This is a genomic window from Pseudomonas sp. SAR267 (assembly GCF_052077595.1).
Lineage (GTDB): Bacteria > Pseudomonadota > Gammaproteobacteria > Pseudomonadales > Pseudomonadaceae > Aquipseudomonas > Aquipseudomonas vlassakiae.
The window spans coordinates 5,786,425-5,804,856 of sequence record NZ_JBQIHU010000001.1; the positions used below are offsets into that span (position 1 = coordinate 5,786,425).

An 18,432-nucleotide genomic window follows, 5' to 3' on the forward strand; every position below is an offset into this window, starting at 1 on the left:
TGCGTACTGGGTCAACCTGCCTTGCGCAAGGTCAGGTTGATCCGCCGCTCGCCCATTCTGGGGTGTACGCCCGGCTTTATCGGCAACACTCCGTGAAAGCGCAGCCGATCTTCGCCACCCCAGACCAGCACATCACCATGGCTTAACGGTATCCGCTGAGTCCTGTCCGACCGCTGCAACCCGCCAAACAGGAACACCGCCGGCAACCCCAGTGAAATCGACACGATCGGCTGGCCAAAGTCCTGCTCATCGCGGTCCTGGTGCAGGCTCAGGCGGGTGCCGGGCAGGTAGTGGTTGACCAGGCAGGCATCCGGCACGAAACCCTCGAAATCGGCCGCTTCCGCTGCACGGCCTGCCAGTTCGAGCAGGACCTGGGGCAGGGCAGGCCAGGGTTGCCCGCTGACCGGATCGGTAGCGCTGTAGCGATAACCCTTGGCATCACTGACCCAGCCCAGCGATCCGCAATTGGTCAACGCCACTGCCATGTTCAGGCCGCCCGGTGTTTGCATGTGCCGGAACGGCGCGGCACGCAGCACCGGGCGCAGAGCGTCGAGCAGCGGCTCGATGACGGCCAGGGCGAAGCCGGGCAGCAGCACGGTGTGGCTGGCCAGGCGTTGCGGCTGGGGGCCGAACAGGTCGAGGTCGGACTGGATCATCAGGGCGGTGGCGTGGGGTGAGTGAAAGATATTGTAAGCCCAACGCGGTCTTTGTAGGAGCGGCCTTGTGTCGCGAAAGGGCTGCGAAGCGGCCCCGGGATATCAGCAGCTCACAAATTGCAGGGGCTGCTTTGCAGCCCTTTCGCGACACAAGGCCGCTCCTACAAGGACCGTGTCATCACTCATGTGCAAAGCAGGGAAATAAAAAGGAACCGCGACGCCAGGGAGAGGAGACGCCGCGGCTCAAGGGGGGAGCTGGTCAGCGTTGGGTAGCGGTGGCCGTGTTGCCGTTGCCCATCTGGCTGATGGTGGCGCTCTGGTAGGCGCCGCTCTGGTTGACGTTGGCTGTGTTGTTGTTGCCGCCCTGGGTCACGTAGGCGACGTTGGCGCTGTCAGCCTGCTTGATGGTTGCACTGTTGCCACTGCCGTACAGCTGAGTGGTGTAGCTCTGGTTGGCGTAGCCGGACTGGTCCAGGTTGATGCTGTTGCCACTGCCGGTGGACGAGCCGAAGGCGTAGTTGTCGGTGCCGCGCTGGTCGGCGATGAGGCTGTTGTCGCTCCCGTTCTGCTCGAAGTACAGCTCGTTGTAGCTGTCGGCCTGCTTGGTCTGCATGGTGTTGCCGGTGCCTTTCTGGCTCAGCGTGGCCAGTTGGTACTCGCCGTTCTGGGTCAGGTTGGCGCTGTTGTTGGTGCCGTTCTGGTTGATGTTGGCGGTCTGGTTCTTGCCGAACTGGCCACCGAGCTTGTCGCCTTTCCAGTTGCTGGCCAGCACTTTGTTGCCGGTGCCCTTGCTGTTGACGGTCAGGCTCTGGTTGTCACCGGTCTGGTAGGTGAAGCTGCTGTTGGTCTTGCCACTTTGCGAGACAGTGGTGTTCGAATTGTTGGTCTCGAACTGATCCGACCAGCTGGCGTTGGACTGGCCCTGCTGATACAGGTTGGCGACGTTGTCCTTGCCGAAGCTCTGGTCGATGTAGCCTTCGTTGGTCTGGCCGGTCTGGTTGACCGTGGCGCGGCTGCCGGTCTGGGTGTCCTGCCAGACCTCCACCGAGTGGCCGGTGCCGTACTGGTCGATGGCGATCGTGCCGCCGTTGCCATCGCGCTGGTCACCGTAGGCGAAGTTCTGCTTGCCTTGCTGGTAGATCTGCACATAGCCATCGTTGTGCAGGATGTGCTCGGAGGCGGCGTAGTTGTCCTGGCCATCCTGGGTGATGTTGGCGCGGTTGTTACTGCCGCCGAACAGCTGCTCGACGAAGGCTTCGTTGCGCTGGCCGCTCTGGGTGGTGGTGGCCTGGCTGCCGGTCTGGGTGTCCTGCCACACGGTCGAGCGGTTTTCGCTGCCTTGCTGGTTCTGCAACGACTGGTTGTTCTCGCCCACCGACTGGCTGGCGAAGGCGTCATTGTAGGAGCCAGCGGCCTGCTGGGTGATCTGGCTGCCATTTTCGAACAGCTGCTCGCCGTAGCCGGCGTTGTACGAACCACTGGCGGTCTGGTTGATGCTGCTGGTGCTGTTTTCCTGCACCGCCAGGTGGTTGTGGCCCTTGCCGGTCTGCGTCTGGGTGGCCGCGGCGAACGGTGCAACCGTCTGCTGCACCTCGGCGATGTTCTGGTTACCGTTCTGCGACTGGTTCGAGGTGCTGTCGTCAGCCATGACCTGGCCGGCCAAGGCCAGGACGATAGCGGCGCTTAGGGGGGCGAGCTTGAACATGGTGGAGCCTCCAGGTCTATCGGTATTGGGTGATCTGAACACGCTGGCCATTGCCGGCCTGGGTCACTGAACTGCTCAGGCCAACGCCTGCCTGCTGGATACTGGCGCTGTTGTTGTTGCCGATCTGCTCGATGCTGGCGCTGTTGCTGGTGCCGCTCTGGCGGATCGCAGCGCTGTTGCCATATCCCTGTTGGCTGATGTTGGCCATCAGGTCACTGCCTTCCTGCAGGATGTACGCCTCCTGCGCGCCCCCGGCCTGGACGATGCGGCCCAGCAAGGCCTGGCCGTTCTGGTCGAGGGCGGCGCGGTTACCGTTGCCTTGCTGCTCGATCACTGCCGCCTGACCGGCACCGACCGGCAGCAGGCGGATGATCAGCGGGTCACCGAGGTCGCTACCGGGCGCAAGGTCGGCGTTGTCCATCAGGTCATCGGCCCCGGCCTGGCCCGCCAGGGCCAGGCTCAGCAGCAGTGGATACAGGCACTTCATGGCGTTCTCCTGGCCTTACTGCACCGTCACGTTGACAGTACGGGTACTGCCTTGGCTGCTCGTCACGGTGGCGGTCGGTGCGGCCGTCGGGATGATCGTGGTGCTGTTGCTCACCGCCAGGCGCCAGCGGCCGGTCACCGGTACCGTGGTGGTGCCGAGGGTCTGCACGCCGGTGGTGGTGGTGACCCGCACGGTGATGGTGTTGCCGGTGGTCACCGACGAGGTCCCGCTGACATCCCAGTTGTAACGGTTGTTCGAGCGGGCCAGGACGGTGGCCGCGGTGACCGTGAAGGTCTCGCCGGCTGCGGGCCGTGGCTGCACGTTGACCGTGACGGTGGCCGGGGCGGAAAGCGCGCCCAGGGAATCACGTGCCTGGTAGGTGAATGTGGTGGTGAAGGCCGTGGTCACCGTGGCCGGAGGGGTGTAGCTGACCGTGGTGCCATCGGTGCTCACACTGCCGCGCCCGGCGGCAGGCTGAGTCAGGTTGGCGACGGTCAATGGCACGTTGCCTTCCGGGTCGGTGTCGTTGGCCAACACGTTGATGGTCAGCGGTGCGGCCAAGGTGGTCACGGTTTCCGGGTTGGCGGTGGGTGCCTGGTTGGGCGCGACGTTGACGGTCACGGTGGCCGGTTGCGACTTCAGGCCCTTGGCATCCATTGCCCGGTAGGTGAAGGTGGCGACCACCGGCTGCGTGGCACCTGGCGGTGGGGTGTAAGTCACGGCGCTGCTACCGTTGAGGACCACGCTGCCCTGGCCGGTGGCCGGCTGGGTAACGTCGGTGATGCTCAGTGGCACGTTGCCGTCCGGGTCGCTGTCGTTGAGCAGCAGGTTCATCGTCAGCGGCACGCCGACGCTGGTGCTGCCGACATCGGCCTGGGCCAGCGGCGGCTGGTTGGCGGCCGACACCGGTGCGGTGCCGACCACCACCACCGGCTCTACATCCACGCCGCCATGGCTGGACTTGATGGTGATGGTGGCCGGTGGCTGGGCCAGGTCATTGACGGTGAGCGTTTGCAGGGTGCCGGACTTGGACAGCCGGCCATAGCCTTGGGCGACCACGTCCGGGATCAGCACTTCATCGCTGGAGCGCGCTTCTAGGATCAGCCGCTTGTTGGCCCACTCGTAGCGTGCGGTGCTGACCTTGACCACATCGGAAAGCTTGCTCGAAATGGCGGTCGGCTGGGTGTTGATGTCGCTGCTGCTGGCGGTCACCACCACCACCGGCGGAGGCGCCACCTGGCTCAGTTGCTGGCTGAAGAACAGCCCGTTGTTGTCCGCCGTCATGCTGAACTGGCAAGGCGATGGCGGCGTGCCGACCAGGGCCAGGCCGTTACGGAAGCAGACACTTGCGTCGCTTGGCGCCTTGGCGAATACCTCCACCCGGGTGCCGCCGGCATTGCGCGAGTAGGTCGCCCGCTCCAGTGACGCCGGCAGCTGCGGACGTTGGTCGAGTACCTTGCCGGAGACGGTGAACAGGCTGGTTTCGATGCGCCCGGGCGGGCCGTCGATGCGGATGAAGTTGGTGTTGAACGGGCTGCCCTTGATCGCTTCCGGGCGGTTGGGGTCACCGATGAAGGTGTCGGTGGAGCCGGTCTCCGGGTTGACTGCGGTATAGGGTGCGCCGAAGCCCTGGATGAACGGGCCGATTGCGCCATTGAGCGCACCGGTGAAGTTGCCCGGGGCGCCGATGCCGATGTCACGAGTGATGTTGATCGCCCGGCGGCCGGGTGTGGTGACGTTGACCGTCTCCACGCCGTAGGGGTGGGTGATGGTGTAGGTACCGGCAGTGGGCACCGAGACGCGCAGACGGATGCGCGCAAAGCTCTGCTGGTCGCCATCGACCGGGTTGCCACCAGCGAATGCCGCTTCTATGCCCGCCACATAGGCGTCGAGGGCATAGCCGCTGTTGCCAACGGCAGGAATAGTGGTTTCCGCCAGGAACCAGAACATCTCCGAAGGCCAGTTGTCAGGGAACACCAAGGGCAGGGTATCGTCGAAGACGCCCGGTTCTGGCAGCAGGGTGCACATATAGGCCGGTGCACCGGGGGCGCCAGCGACCAGGGTGCTGACGGCATGCGAGCGGCACAGTTCCAGTGACAGGCCGTTGCTGTCCTTGTACCACAACGGGAAACCGCCGGTGGCGAAGGTGTAGGGGCCAGGGTCGACGTCGGACAGGGCAGCCCAGGCCGCACTGCTGAGGGTGAGGGAGAAACCGGCGGCCAAAAGCGCGCGGCGTTGCCAAGTGTTCATGCTGCCTCCTTGAAGGCGGAGCCTTTGTCTGTTCATGGCACCAGCACCACGTCTTCGATGTCGCTGCCGCCATTGGCACTGGTGACCTGCACCTTGGCTGGCGGGACGGGTGACAAGTTGGCGCTCAGGCTTTTCTGCGCGCCGTCGCCGCTGAAGTTGCCGATGAAGGTGCCGTTGCCGGTGTGGGCAGTCATTGCCGGCGGGTTGGTTTCGTCACTGCTGGTGGCGATCAAGGTCAGGGTGGCATTGGCCAAGCTGTATTCGGCCTTGGTGATGGTGACCAGGTCGGTGAGCGGCATGTCAGCGGTGGTTACGCTGCTGGTGGGGATGGCCACGCTGTTGTCGGCGCTGACCAACATGCTGGTCGGCAGTGCCGGGTTTAGCGCCGACTGGGCATACCAAGTGCCGGTGCCATTGGCTTCGGTCAGTGGCAGGTTAGGGGTCTGGCTGGTCAGGGTGGCGCTGCCTGGTGGTGGCGGTGCCAGCACGAACACGTCCTGTTGGGCGCGCAGGTCACCGTTCTCGGTGTGCCGCGAGTAGGTGCTGCGCAGCGGGATCAACGGCGTCGGTCGGGCTACTGCGGAAAGCTTGCCGGAAACGGCGAACAGGTCCGTGCGCAGGTCGATGCCGTTGGGGCCTTCGATGCGTACGAAGTTAGTGTTGAACGGGCTGCCGGTGACCCGCTCGTTGAGGTTGGGGTCGCCGATGAATGTCTCGCTGCCTTCGGTGTAGGGGCCATTGACGCTGCGCAGGAAGGGCCCGATATCGCCCTTCAGGGCGCCGGTAAAGGTGCCAGCGGAGCCGATGCCGATGTCGCGGGTCATGTTGATCGCCCGGCGCCCGGCGGCGGGTACGTCGAACACCTCGACGCCGTAAGGGTGGGTGACCACGTAGGTGCCGGCCACAGGAACGTCGACCCGGATCCTCACGCGGGCGAAACTGATCTGATCGTTTTCTGCCGGGTCGCCGCCGCCGAACGCGGCTTCGAGCGCGCTGACGTATGTCAGGTTGACCCCGCGGGCGACATCGTTGATGGCAGCGTCGGCGGTGAACCAGAACGATTCATCCGGCCAGTTGCTCGGAAAGACCAACGGCTTGGTGTCATCGAAGATGCCTGGGGCAGGCAACAGGGTGCACATGTACGCCGGTGCGCCTGGGGCGCCGGCGACGCGTGAACTCACCGCCTTGGACAGGCACAGGTCGAGGGTTCGGCCATGGGTGTCCTGGTACCAGGCGGCATAGCGGCCGTTCTCAGGTGTGTAGGGCCCAGTGTCGACGGCGTACAGCGCAGCCTGCGCCGGGAGCTGGAACAGGCCGGCGACGATCGCCACTGCGAGCGTGTTGGGTATCGGTCGGAGCATGAGTCGGTTCCTCCTGCTAACGGGCCCATGGACTTGGGGCGTCTGGGAGGACCAGCGCAACAGCCGTGCCAATTTTTCACATCAGGCTGCAGGCCTTGTGGGGCGTGGGCTGGGCAGGTGATGTCTGACGGGGTGGGCAGGTTTCTGGTGGGCGGTGATCCCCAGTTTTGGGGTTGGTTTTGGGGTTGGGAATAGGGCTGGGAATGCATGGCTGGGAATGCATGGCTGGGAATTGGGTGAGGGCTACCATCTGTCCGCCGAGAGTGCTTTGGCGCCTGTGAGATCGAGCGCCGCCCGCGCGGCGCATCGCGGGCAAGCCCGCTCCCACATTTGTTTCGGGCCAATCTCTCCTGTGCCGCCAACAGGGACCGCCCTGGTGCATGACTAGAGACAGGTGGAGCAGCAATCAGCGGCCACCGAGATGCATCGCCATACCCCTGTTGGCTCCCGCCGAGATGCATCGCCATACCCCTGTTGGCTCCCACCGAGATGCATCGCCATACCCCTGTTGGCTCCCACCGAGATGCATCGCCATACCTCTGTTGGCTCCCACCGAGATGCATCGCCATACCCCTGTTGGCTTCCACCGAGATGCATCGCCATGCCAACAAGGCGGTCCCTGTTGGCGGCACAGGAGAGATTGGCCCGAAACAGATGTGGGAGCGGGCTTGCCCGCGATGCGCCGCGCGGGCGGCGCTCGATCTCCCAGGCGACATACCTCTTGAGCCAAGCACCTCTCAAGGCACCACACCTCTCAAGGCTCCCCACCTCACAAGGCATGCACCTCGACGCCCACCAAATTCTCCCGCACACTGCGGAAAAAATACCAAGCCCGTAGCCCTGACCCCGAGGGCCACAGCTGGAGCAAAAAATGGCGCGACAATTTCCCATAACAAACGCCCAAGATCCGCTGCACGAATCCCGCCAGGCGCGCATGCGTCTGGCCAGCGAAGGCGAGCTGCCGCTGGGCATGCTGCGCGATGAAATCGACGCCTCCTGGCGCCGCAGCCTCGGCCATGGCCTGGATTGCCTGCAAGGCGAGCAAGTCGGCGTAGGCCTGCAGCAGGGTCAGGACTTGCGCATGCTGCTGGAACGCAACCGGCTGCTGATGGACGCCGTCACCCCCGAACTGGACTACCTGGTATCACGCCAAGGCAAGGCTGGCATCGTCATCCTCGGCGATGCCCAGGCCAACGTGCTGGCCATCGAGGGGCAGAAGCACGTACTGCAACGCGAAGGCCTGCGCGACCTGCACCCCGGCAGCTGCTGGAGCGAGTCGCTGCGCGGCACCAACGCCATCGGCACCGCCGTGGTCGAAGGCCGGCCGACGCTGATCAACTGTGGCGAGCACTACCTGGACCGGCTCAGCCCGTTCTCCTGCACTTCAGTGCCGCTGCGCGACCCGCGCGGCGAAGTGATCGGCGTGCTCGACATCACCCGCGAAGGTGTCATGGCTCAGCCCCAGGACAGCCTGAGCATGCTGATGCTGGCGGCTGGCAATATCGAGAGCAGGATGTTCGGCCTGAGCCATCCCGAGCAACTGGTGCTGGCGTTCCACAGCCGCCCGCAATACCTCAACAGCGCCTGGCACGGCCTGCTGGCGCTAAGCCTGGATGGCGAAGTGCTGGCCGCCAACGACAGCGCCTGTCAATTGCTCCAGCTCCCGCGCCAGGGCCTGATCGGGCGTCGTTGCAGCGACCTGCTGGGCGAGCGCTCGCCGGCCTTCATCGCCCGCCTGTGGCAGGGTGGCGTGAGTAACGTGCAGACCGCCAAAGGTGAATTCGCTTTCCGCGCGCTGCACCTGCCACGGCACACCCCGCTCAATGGCAGCGCGGTGCATGTCAAGCCGACAGTGGCCAACAAAACCCCTGCGCTGGAGGCCTTGGCCGGGGCTGACGCGCGGTTGGCACGCAACCTGCGCATGGCCCTCCAGGGCTTGGGCAATGGCCTGCCAGTGTTGCTGCTCGGCGAGACCGGTACGGGCAAGGAAGTGGCGGCGCGTGCCCTGCATCAAGCCAGCCCGCGTGCCGACAAAGCGTTCGTGGCGGTCAACTGCGCGGCGATTCCCGAGGGGCTGATCGAGTCCGAGCTGTTTGGTTACCGCGAGGGCGCCTTCACCGGCTCACGCCGCGGTGGCATGGTCGGGCGACTGATGCAGGCCCATGGCGGCACGCTGTTCCTCGATGAGATCGGTGACATGCCGTTGGCCCTGCAGGCCCGGCTGTTGCGTGTGCTGCAGGAACGCCGGGTAGCGCCGCTGGGCGCGGGCGACGAACAGGACATCGACGTGGCGTTGATCTGCGCCACTCACCGCGACCTCAAGCGCCTGGTGCAGGACCAGCACTTTCGTGAAGACCTGTACTACCGGGTCAACGGTGTTTCCCTGCGCCTGCCGGCCCTGCGCGAGCGCGATGACCTGGCGAACATCATCGAGGGCTTGCTGGACAAGTCCGGCGCCAAAGGCGTGAGCCTCGACCCGGCCCTGGCCGCATTGCTCGAAGGTTTCGACTGGCCAGGCAACATCCGCCAGCTGGAAATGGTCGTGCGCACCGCCCTGGCCATGCGCGAGGATGGCGAGCAGGTGCTGACCCTCGACCACCTGACCGATTGCCTGCTGGAAGAACTGGCCAGCGGCACGGCGCCCTCGGGTAGCCTCAAGGACAATGAGCTGGAATTGATCCGTGGCGCCCTGGCGCGCCACCACGGCAATGTCACGGCCGCCGCCGAAGCGCTGGGCATCAGCCGGGCGACGCTGTACCGCAAGCTCAAGCAGTTGCGCGGCTGACATGGGCAACCTGTTCGCCAGGCTGGTGGAGTCCAGCAACCCGCTACTCATGCGCCAGGCCCTGGCCTGGCTGTATGGTTTCGTCCGCCCCCATCGAAGGGCCATCGGCGTGTTGCTGGGCTTGTCCTTCGGCGCTTCGCTGCTGGCCCTGGTGCAACCCTGGCTGGTCAAGACACTGATCGACGAAGGCCTGCTGGCCAAGGATTACCAGACCCTCTGGCACATGGCGGCGATCATGATTGCCGCCGGGCTGCTGGGCACGGTGCTGGCGGGCGTCAACCGCTACCTGCACACACGCCTGTCGGGGCGCATCCTGTTCGCCCTGCGCGATGACCTGTACCGCCATTTGCAGCAGCTGTCGCCGACCTTCTACGGGCGTCGGCGCACCGGCGACATCCTCTCGCGGCTGGACGGCGATGTGGCCGAGATCCAGCGTTTTGCCGTGGATTCGCTGTTCTCGGCGGTGTCGGCAGTGATTGGCCTGGTGGGGGCGGTGGCGCTGATGCTGATGCTGTCCTGGCAACTGTCGCTGTTGCTGGCACTGCTGATCCCGATCGAAGTCCTGTGGCTGCGCTGGATGCGGCGCAAGGTCGAGCGCGAGGTGCGCAACTTGCGCGAGCGCTCGGCAGATGTGTCGTCGTTCCTGGTCGAGACCCTGCCGGCGATGAAGTTCATCCAGGCGTCCGGCCAGCAGAACCGTGAGGCCGGGCGCCTGGACCAGCTGGGGAAGGGCTACATGCGCCAACTGCTCAAGGTGCAGGTGACCGAGTTCTTCACCCAGGCGATCCCCGGCACCTTGACCTCGTGGTGCCGCGCCTGCGCGTTCCTGGTGGGTGGCTGGTGGGTGATCCAGGGCACCTGGCAGCTTGGCGCGCTGATCGCGTTTTCCACCTACATGGGCATGGCGGTCGGCCCGGTGCAGAGCCTGTTGGGCCTGTACGTCGCGGTGCAGCGCATGGCGGTGAGCCTGGGCCGGGTGATGGAGTTGAAGCAGGAAGCGGTGGCCGTGCGCGAGGCCGACTTGCCCAGGCCGATGCCGGAAGGGCCCGGCGAGCTACGCCTGGAAGGCGTGAGCTTTGCCCATGACGGGCGCCAGGGCGCGGTGCTGGCGCAGGTCGATGCCTGTATTGCCGGTGGCCTGAAAGTCGCCATCAGCGGTGCCTCTGGCGTCGGCAAATCGACCCTGATCGACCTGTTGCAGCGCTTCTATGACCCGGATGACGGGCGCATCCTGCTCGATGGTGCCGACTTGCGCGAACTCGACCTGGCCGCCGTGCGCCAGCGTATCGCCGTGGTCAGCCAGGACATCGTGCTGTTTCGCGGCACCCTGGCGCAGAACCTGGCCTATGGCGCGCCGCAGGCCAGCCGTGCGGAGCTGGAGCGGGTGGTGCGACTGGCCCATCTCGACAGCCTGGTCGAGAGCCTGCCACTGGGTCTGGACGGGCTGCTCGGCGAGCGTGGCCAGCAGCTTTCCGGCGGGCAGAAACAGCGCATCGCCATTGCCCGGGCGGTGCTGCAAGCGCCTTCGATCCTGGTGCTCGACGAGGCCACCTCGGCCGTCGACGAAGCCACCGAGCGCGAAGTGATTGCCGCCATCGACGAACTGTTCGCCGGGCGCACGCGCATCTTGATCAGCCACCGCGCATCGACCCTGGCCGATGCCGATCTGCACCTGCACCTGCAAGGTGGCCGGATGCACGAATTGCCCCGGGAGACGATCCAGCATGGCCGTTGATGTAAAGGTCGGCGTGATCGACAGCGGTTGTGCGCCAACCCAGGCACTGGTCGCTGCCCGGCGTTTCTGGCTGGACGAGGGCGTGCTCTGCGACGGCGAGTTGCAACCAGACCGGCTCGGCCATGGCAGCGCCGTGCTGGCCAGCCTGCAAGCCGAGGCCGGTGTGCTGCCGCTGTTGCTGGCCCAGGTCTTCAGCGAACGCGGCAGCACCAGCGCTTTACAGGTTGCCGCCGCGTTGTTCTGGCTGGCGGAGCAGGGCGTGACCTTGATCAATCTCAGCCTTGGCTTGCAGCAGGACCGGGCGGTGTTGCGCCAGGCCTGTGCTGAAGTGCAGCGGGCTGGCGTGCTGCTGTGCGCCTCCAGCCCGGCGCAGGGCAGTGCGGTGTACCCGGCGGCGTATCCGGGGGTTATCCGTATCACTGGCGATGCGCGCTGCGCGCCGGGGCAATGGTCGTGGCTCGGCAGTGCCCAGGCCGACTTCGGTGGCCATGTGGGCGAGCGCGGGCGGGCCGGTGCGAGTCTTGGCTGTGCGGCAGTGAGCGGGCGGATTGCGGCACTGTTGCAGCAGCAACCCGGCCTGGGCCGGCAACAGGTCTATGCCTGGCTGCAGGCCCACGCCGCGTTCAGCGGCCCGGAGCGACGAGGTACGGCGGATGCCTGAACCACGCATTCTGGTGCTGGGCGCCGGGCCTGCCGGCGCCGCTACTGCGCTTGGCCTGCGTCGGCTGGGTTACCCGGTGACGGTGGTCTCCGACTGGCGGCGTTTTGCCGCCGTGGAAGGGGTTTCGCAGCGGGTACTGGAAGGGCTGCGCCACGCTGGCCTGGGAGGCGCGCTGGCCGAGGCAGCGGTGCCGGCAACACGCCAGGTGCGCTGGAATGGCCAGCACCTGCAACCCAATCAGGAATACCTGCTCGACCGCCAGCGCTTCGATCGTGCGTTGCGTGAGGACCTGTTGCGCACAGGGGTGACGTTGGTGGAGGGGCGTGTGCGTGAAGTCGCGCGTGCAGAGGGCTATGAGGTTCGGCTGGATGACGGGCAGCTGCTTCAGGGCGAGTTTCTGGTCGAGGCGCGTGGCCGTCAGGCGCCGTTGGCGGCCGACCGGCTGCGTGGCCCGGAAACGGTCAGCCTGCTCAACCTCTGGCAGTCGGACCCTGGCGCGCCTGCGTCGGCCGTGGAAAGCCTGGACGATGGTTGGGCCTGGATGGCCCGGCTGGCCGACGGGCGATGCTATTGGCAAGTGACCCTGGATGCCCAACGGCTGCCGGGCAAGGCGGCCTTGCCTGAATACTGTGCGGCACGACGAAGGGCTTCGGCGCTGGTGGCTGAACTGTTCGATGCGCGAGCGCTGGCGCCTGCCCAAGTGCATGCCCGCAGCAGCACGGCGATCCTCGCCGGCGACTGCGTGGGGGATGACTGGCTGCGGGTGGGCGATGCGGCGATGGCGGTTGACCCACTGTCGGGGAATGGGATTTTCCAGTCGCTGTCATCGGCGTTGCAGGCGCCGGTGGTGATCAATACCTTGCTCCGTCGGCCCGAGCGCGCGGCACTGGCGAAGCAGTTTCATCAGCAGCGGATCGAGCAGCTTTTTCTGCGCTTTGCCCGCATCGGGCGGGATTTCTATGGGCAGGAGCTTGAGCGCGCAGGGCAGCCATTCTGGGAGCACCGTCGAGGCTGGCCGGATGCGCAGCCGTTGCATCTGGCGGCAGACTGGGCGGCGGTGCGGGTGGCGCGGCGGCCGGTGTTGCGGGATGGGCTAGTGGACGAGGCTGAAGTGGTGGTGACTTCGGATCAGCCTTTAGGGATCTGGCATTTGCAGGGGATCGAGTTGGCGCCGGTGGTGGGAAAACTGCTTGCAGGCGTGTCACTCGATGGGGTCTTGAATGGGAGACCTATGGAGCATCAGATATTGCTGCGGCGGTGGTTGGGAGAACAGGGTTTAAGCTGAGATCGTGGGGCCGCTCTGCGGCCCTTTCGCGACACAAGGCCGCTCCTACAAGAGAACGCGGACTCCTGTAGGAGCGGCCTTGTGTCGCGAAAGGGCTGCAAAGCAGCCCCGGCCTGTAAATCAGAGCTTGATCAAAACCGACTTGAGCTCGGTGTAGTGTTCGATGGCCGCAGCGCCCATCTCACGGCCCACGCCGGACATCTTGTACCCCCCAAACGGCAGCGCCGGGTCCAGCGCGCTATGGCAGTTGACCCACACCGACCCGGACTTGATCCGCGGAATCATCCGGTGCACCGCAGCCAGGTCGTTGGACCAGATGCTCGCGCCCAGGCCATAGGGGTTGTCGTTGGCCATGCCGACCACTTCGTCGATGTCGTCGAACGGCATCGCCACCAGCACCGGCCCGAAGATTTCCTCCTGCACCAGGCGATGGCGCTGGTCGACGTCGACAATCACTGTCGGCTTGACGAAGTAGCCCGGGCCAAACCCTTCACCGCCACAGGCGATGGTCGCGCCCAGCTCGCGGCCCAACTCGATGTAGCCAGTCACGCGGTCCTGCTGCTTGGCCGAGATCAACGGCCCCATCTGCACCGCCGGGTCCAGGCCGCTGCCGAGCTTCATGCCGTTGGCGATGCCGGCGATGTCGGCGACCACATTGTCGAAATGCTTGCGGTGCACGTACAGGCGCGAACCGGCGCAGCACACCTGGCCCTGGTTGAAGAAGATCGCCGTGGCGGCGCCGGCGGCGGCCTCCTGCAGGTTGGCGTCGGGCAGGACGATGGTTGGCGACTTGCCGCCGAGCTCCAGGGTGACGCGGGTCATGTTGTCCATGGCCGCCTTGCCGATCAGCTTGCCCACTTCGGTGGAGCCGGTGAAGGTCAGCTTGTCCACGCCTGGGTGGCGGCTCAGCGCGGCGCCGGCGTTGAGGCCGGTGCCGGTGATCACGTTGAACACCCCGGCCGGGTAGCCGGCCTCATCCACCAGTTCGGCCAGCTTCAGTGCAGTCAGCGGGGTTTCGTCGGCCGGCTTGAGCACCACGGTGCAGCCGGTGGCCAGGGCCGGGCCGAGCTTCCAGCAAGCCAGCAACAACGGGAAGTTCCAGGCGACGATGGCGCCGACCACACCCACGGCTTCGCGGCGCACGAAGCCATGGAACTGATCGTTGGGCAGCAACGGCATCGACGCTTCGACGGTGCTACCCTCGATCTTGGTGGCCCAGCCGGCCATGTAGCGCAGGAAGTCGATGGCCAGCTGCACGTCCATGACCTTGGCCACGACGGCGCTCTTGCCGTTGTTCAGGCATTCCAGCTCGGCCAGTTGTTGCGCGTCGCGCTCCATCAGGTCGGCCAGGCGCCACAGCAGGTTCTGCCGCTCGCGGGGGCGCACACGGCTCCATGGCGAGTCGTCGAAGGCCTGGCGCGCGGCGCGCACGGCGCGGTCGACGTCTTCCTGCTCGGCGGCGGGCACTTCACCGAGGATTTCACCGGTGGCCGGGTTGCGGAACGCCAGGGTGCGGCCACTGGCGGCGTCCTGCCAGTCGGCACCGATGCGCATCTTCAGCTTGCGTTCGAGGAAGGCGCGGGTGGCGGGCAGGATGGGCAGGTCGGAAAGCATGGGGCTGTGCCTCTTGTCATTGGATGTGACCGGCATAGGCGCAATGGCCGTGCCAAGGTCGGCCGATGGTCGCAAGATGCTGAACTGCCTGGGTTTTGCCGTGGTGCGTGGTTGGGATTGCAGGGCTGCGCTGTTGCACATTGAGACGGTGTGAGACGGTGGTGAAACACTGCCTGTGCCGGCCTCTTCGCGGGCAAGCCCGCTCCCACAGGTACAGCGCTGAACCTGAGCTCTACGCGATTTCTGTGGGAGCGGGCGTGCCCGCGAAGGCCTGCATGGCAGGCCCAGTCTCAGGATGAAACACGTTGTCGCGAAATGGCACGCTCCGGCCACTCGGCCAGCAGGGCCATATAGCTGGATGAAGGAGCTAAAAGCCTGAAATACAACGCCTTTGCAGCACTTGGCACAGTTTCTGTATCACAACCGTCACAAGCACACCTGCTGTACCAAAGCGTGCAAGAACGATAAGAACAACAACCGTGGAGGTCTGACCTTGAAGACGACTCGACTCCGGCGGCATGCGGGCAAACTGGCGCTGGCCGCCGCCGCACTGCTGGGCACCCAGGCTGTGGTGGCGGCCGAGCAGGGCCCGAGCCTGTTGCAGAACACGTGCATGGGGTGCCATATCCCCGAGGGCAACGATACCTACAGCCGCATCAGCCATCAGCGCAAGACGCCGGAAGGCTGGCTGATGAGCATTGCCCGCATGCAGGTGATGCACGGCGTGCAGATCAGCGACGACGATCGCCGCACCCTGGTCAAGTACCTGGCCGACAAGCAGGGCCTGGCGCCGAGCGAGACCGATGGCGTGCGCTACGCCATGGAGCGCCGGCTCAACACTGTCGAGCACTTCGATACTCAGCTCAGCGAAACCTGCGGGCGCTGCCACTCCGGTGCCCGTGTCGCGCTGCAGCGGCGCCCGGCGCAGGAATGGGAGCACCTGGTCAACTTCCACCTTGGCCAATGGCCGTCCCTCGAATACCAGGCCCAGGCGCGTGACCGCGACTGGCTGGAGATCGCCCTCAAACAGGTGGTACCCGACCTGGCCAGGCGCTTCCCGCTGGAGAGCCCGGCCTGGGCTGAATGGCAGAAGGCCAGGCCTGCCGCAGACGCGCTGGCGGGGCAGTGGGCGTTCAGCGGCCACATGCTGGCCAAGGGCGATGTGCGTGGGGTGATGACTGTGACTGCCGACCAGGGCGATACCTTCAAGGTCGAGGTCAAAGGCAGCTACGCCGACGGCACGCCGTTCAATGGCAGTGGCACGGCGCTGCTCTACAACGGTTATGAATGGCGCGGCAACGTCAAGGTGGGCGACAGCAACCTGCGCCAGGTGTTTGCGGCGCTGGACGGCGAAATGAAAGGCCGCATGTTCGAGGCCGATCACGACGAGCGTGGCCTGGACTTCATCGCCGCCAAAGAGGGCAAGGCGCGCTTGTTGGCGGTCCAGCCTGCGTTCATCAAGGCCGGTGGCGAGAGCGAGATCACCCTGGTCGGCACCGGCCTGGCCGGCAAGCCCGACCTGGGGGCTGGCGTTGAGGTGAGCGAAGTGCTGGAACAGACCCCGACCCTGGTGCGTGTCAAGGCCCGCGCTGCCGCCGATGCCAAGCCCGGCCAGCGCGAGGTGGGCGTGGGTGAAATCAAGGGCGCCAACCTGGCGGTCTATGACAAGGTCGAGGAAGTAAAGGTGGTGCCGGCATTCTCCATCGCCCGTATCGGCGAGAACGGTGCCTCGGTGCCCAAGGTTCAGGGCCGTTTCGAAGCCGAAGCCTGGGGCAAGGATGGCAGTGGCCAGCCGCTGCGCATCGGCTACCTGCCGGCCAGCTGGAAGGTCGAGCCATTCAACGAGCGTGCGGTCGAGGACGAAGATGTCAGGTTCGCCGGGCAGATGCAGGCCGACGGGGTGTTCGTGCCAGGCGGGGCCGGGCCGAACCCGGCGCGCAAGATGATGACCAACAACGCCGGCAACCTGAAGGTCATCGCCACCTTGGCAGACGGCGGCCAGCGTGGTGAAGGCCACATGATCGTCACCGTTCAGCGTTGGAACAACCCGCCGCTGCCGTAAGGGCGGGGTGTAACGGTTTTGCCAACGGATCGATTATCGGGAGGTCGCCATGGGCGCGCTACTGAACCTGGTCGAACGCAACCTGCACGAAGTGCAGGTCGATGCCGACCGCATGCTGTTCCATATCCCCAGCAGTTCGCTGTTCACCGCCGACGCGGTGACCGGCAGCATCATCGACACCCTGCGCCAGCAAGGCTGCTCGGCCGAGGCGCTGATGCAGCGCCTTGGCCAGCAGTTTGCCAGCGACGATATCCAGGACACCTTGCGCGAGCTGATCGCGCTGGAGCTGGTCAGCGACGGTTCGCCGCTGACTCCGGAAATCGCCCTCAAGCAGGTCCAGCGCACGGCGCTGAACACCGTGGTGCTCAACGTCAACACCGGCTGCAACCTCAGCTGCACCTACTGCTACAAGGAAGACCTGGACAAACCGTCCGCGGGCAAGAAGATGAGCACCGCCACCGCCGAAGCCTCGGTGGAGATGCTGCTCAAGGAATCACCCGACGAAGCACGCTACAGCGTGGTGTTCTTCGGCGGCGAGCCGCTGTCCAACCGGCCGCTGATCGAGCACATGGTCGCCTATTGCGAGCGGCGCTTCGCCGAGGCTGGCAAGCAGGTGGAGTTCATCATGACCACCAACGCGACCCTGCTGACCGAAGAGATCATCGACTGGCTCGACGCCCACCGCTTCGGCCTGTCGATCAGCATCGACGGCCCGAAGACCGTGCATGACCGCAACCGCATCACGGTGGGCGGGCAGGGCACCTATGACGTGGTGCGGCGCAAGGCCGACCTGCTGCTGTCGCGCTACACCAGCCGCCCGGTGGGCGCGCGGGTCACGCTGACCCGTGGCATCACCGATGTGGAGACCATCTGGAACCACCTGTTCAACGAGATGGGCTTTGCCGAAGTCGGCTTTGCCCCAGTCACCTCCGGCGACATGGCCGACTTCAACCTCACCGGCGAAGAGCTGGTACAGGTTTTCGCCAACATGAAGGCGCTGGGCCGCACGTACCTGGAAGCAGCGCTGGAGCACCGCAACATCGGCTTCTCCAACCTGCACCAGCTGATCACCGACATCCACGAAGGCCACAAGAAGGCCCTGCCGTGCGGTGCCGGGCTGAAGATGCTGGCCGTCGACTACGAGGGCGAGTTGAACCTGTGTCACCGCTTCACCGGCTCCAGCCTGCCGACCTTTGGCAACGTCCACCAGGGCGTGAAGCAGGCGCAGCTCAACGAATTCCTGTCGCAGCGCCTGGACCGCAGCAACACCGGCTGTGACAGCTGCCGCATCCGCAACCTGTGCTCCGGCGGGTGCTACCACGAGAGCTATGCCCGTTACGGCGACCCGCAGCACCCGACCTACCACTACTGCGAGTTGATGCGCGACTGGGTCGACTTCGGCATCGAAGTCTACAGCCGCATCATGGCCGCCAACCCGGCCTTCATCGACCGCTACATCACCCCGCGGAAGGCGCACTGACATGAAGCACTTGAAGCCCCTGAACAACAAGGCGCGCATCCTCGAGCAGGCCGCCGCCGAAGACCGCGTCGAAGCAGTCATGGCCATGAGCGCGGTGGCCGGTTGCACCGCCACCACCGACCCGGGTTGGGAAGTGGACGCCTTTGGCGGCGTCAGCTCGCTGTGCCAGCCGATGGAGGCCGACCTGTATGGCTGTTCCGACCCCTGCTGGTGGCCGGCCCAGGTGCCGGACATGATGAGCACCTATCAGGACTGGAACGCCCAGGCGAACAACTCCCAGGAAGACTGGCGCAACCTCGGCACCGTGTTCCCGAAAGACAAGTGACCGGCCGACAATAATGACAAGGGGAA

14 protein-coding genes are annotated in these 18,432 nt (G+C 65.5%); 8 read left to right on the forward strand and 6 right to left on the reverse strand.

The features are described 5' to 3' along the window. Positions 1-11: 11 nt before the first annotated feature. The 5 genes from alkB to ACTORR_RS27455 form a co-directional block, all read right to left on the reverse strand. On the reverse strand, positions 12-656 hold the full coding sequence (gene alkB, locus ACTORR_RS27435) for a DNA oxidative demethylase AlkB (protein WP_313366063.1): 645 nt from the start codon (positions 654-656) through the stop codon (positions 12-14). Positions 657-915: 259 nt separating this feature from the next. Beyond that, positions 916-2,361 carry a curlin gene (locus ACTORR_RS27440; RefSeq protein ID WP_441344089.1) on the reverse strand — a complete coding sequence of 482 codons (1,446 nt, stop codon included), beginning with the start codon at positions 2,359-2,361 and terminating at the stop codon, positions 916-918. Positions 2,362-2,377: 16 nt separating this feature from the next. Continuing rightward, positions 2,378-2,848 carry a curlin gene (locus ACTORR_RS27445; RefSeq protein WP_054885266.1) on the reverse strand — a complete coding sequence of 157 codons (471 nt, stop codon included), beginning with the start codon at positions 2,846-2,848 and terminating at the stop codon, positions 2,378-2,380. Positions 2,849-2,863: 15 nt separating this feature from the next. After that, on the reverse strand, positions 2,864-5,098 hold the full coding sequence (locus tag ACTORR_RS27450) for an Ig-like domain-containing protein (protein ID WP_441344090.1): 2,235 nt from the start codon (positions 5,096-5,098) through the stop codon (positions 2,864-2,866). A 32-nt stretch (positions 5,099-5,130) separates the two neighbouring features. Beyond that, on the reverse strand, positions 5,131-6,459 hold the full coding sequence (locus ACTORR_RS27455) for a hypothetical protein (RefSeq protein WP_054885264.1): 1,329 nt from the start codon (positions 6,457-6,459) through the stop codon (positions 5,131-5,133). Between the two features lie 871 nt (positions 6,460-7,330). Here ACTORR_RS27455 and ACTORR_RS27460 point away from each other — a divergent pair. From ACTORR_RS27460 to qhpG, 4 genes are read left to right on the forward strand one after another with little or no spacing between them, the layout of a single operon-like run. Continuing rightward, positions 7,331-9,244 (forward strand): sigma-54-dependent Fis family transcriptional regulator, encoded by a 1,914-nt coding sequence (locus ACTORR_RS27460; RefSeq protein WP_313365796.1) that lies wholly within the window; start codon positions 7,331-7,333, stop codon positions 9,242-9,244. 1 nt (position 9,245) lies between these two features. Beyond that, positions 9,246-10,979, forward strand: a complete 1,734-nt coding sequence (locus ACTORR_RS27465; protein ID WP_313365797.1) for an ABC transporter ATP-binding protein — start codon at positions 9,246-9,248, stop codon at positions 10,977-10,979. Next, complete coding sequence (gene qhpE / locus ACTORR_RS27470; protein ID WP_262109516.1) at positions 10,969-11,640, forward strand: subtilisin-like serine protease QhpE; 672 nt, start codon at positions 10,969-10,971, stop codon at positions 11,638-11,640. The genes ACTORR_RS27465 and qhpE overlap by 11 nt, the downstream gene beginning before the upstream one ends. Continuing rightward, the gene (qhpG, locus tag ACTORR_RS27475) at positions 11,633-12,925 is read left to right on the forward strand and encodes a flavin-dependent monooxygenase QhpG (protein ID WP_313365798.1); all 1,293 of its coding nucleotides are present in this window, start codon (positions 11,633-11,635) and stop codon (positions 12,923-12,925) included. Before qhpE ends, qhpG begins: the two co-directional genes overlap by 8 nt. Positions 12,926-13,045: 120 nt before the next feature. Here qhpG and ACTORR_RS27480 read toward each other — a convergent pair whose 3' ends face one another. Then, on the reverse strand, positions 13,046-14,539 hold the full coding sequence (locus ACTORR_RS27480) for an aldehyde dehydrogenase family protein (protein WP_054885259.1): 1,494 nt from the start codon (positions 14,537-14,539) through the stop codon (positions 13,046-13,048). Here ACTORR_RS27480 and ACTORR_RS27485 point away from each other — a divergent pair. From ACTORR_RS27485 to qhpC, 4 genes are all read left to right on the forward strand, one after another. Beyond that, positions 14,538-14,693, forward strand: a complete 156-nt coding sequence (locus tag ACTORR_RS27485; RefSeq protein WP_441344091.1) for a hypothetical protein — start codon at positions 14,538-14,540, stop codon at positions 14,691-14,693. The two genes, ACTORR_RS27480 and ACTORR_RS27485, sit on opposite strands and share 2 nt — an antisense overlap. Before the next feature lie 339 nt (positions 14,694-15,032). Further along, entirely contained in the window at positions 15,033-16,601 is a 1,569-nt protein-coding gene (gene peaA / locus ACTORR_RS27490; RefSeq protein ID WP_099814012.1) for a quinohemoprotein amine dehydrogenase subunit alpha, read from the forward strand. A 49-nt stretch (positions 16,602-16,650) separates the two neighbouring features. Continuing rightward, a complete protein-coding gene (gene peaB / locus ACTORR_RS27495) occupies positions 16,651-18,081 on the forward strand; it encodes a quinohemoprotein amine dehydrogenase maturation protein (RefSeq protein ID WP_313365827.1) in 1,431 nt (476 codons plus the stop codon). Between the two features lies 1 nt (position 18,082). Further along, positions 18,083-18,406 (forward strand): quinohemoprotein amine dehydrogenase subunit gamma, encoded by a 324-nt coding sequence (gene qhpC / locus ACTORR_RS27500; protein WP_054885454.1) that lies wholly within the window; start codon positions 18,083-18,085, stop codon positions 18,404-18,406. The last annotated feature ends 26 nt before the right edge of the window (positions 18,407-18,432 follow it).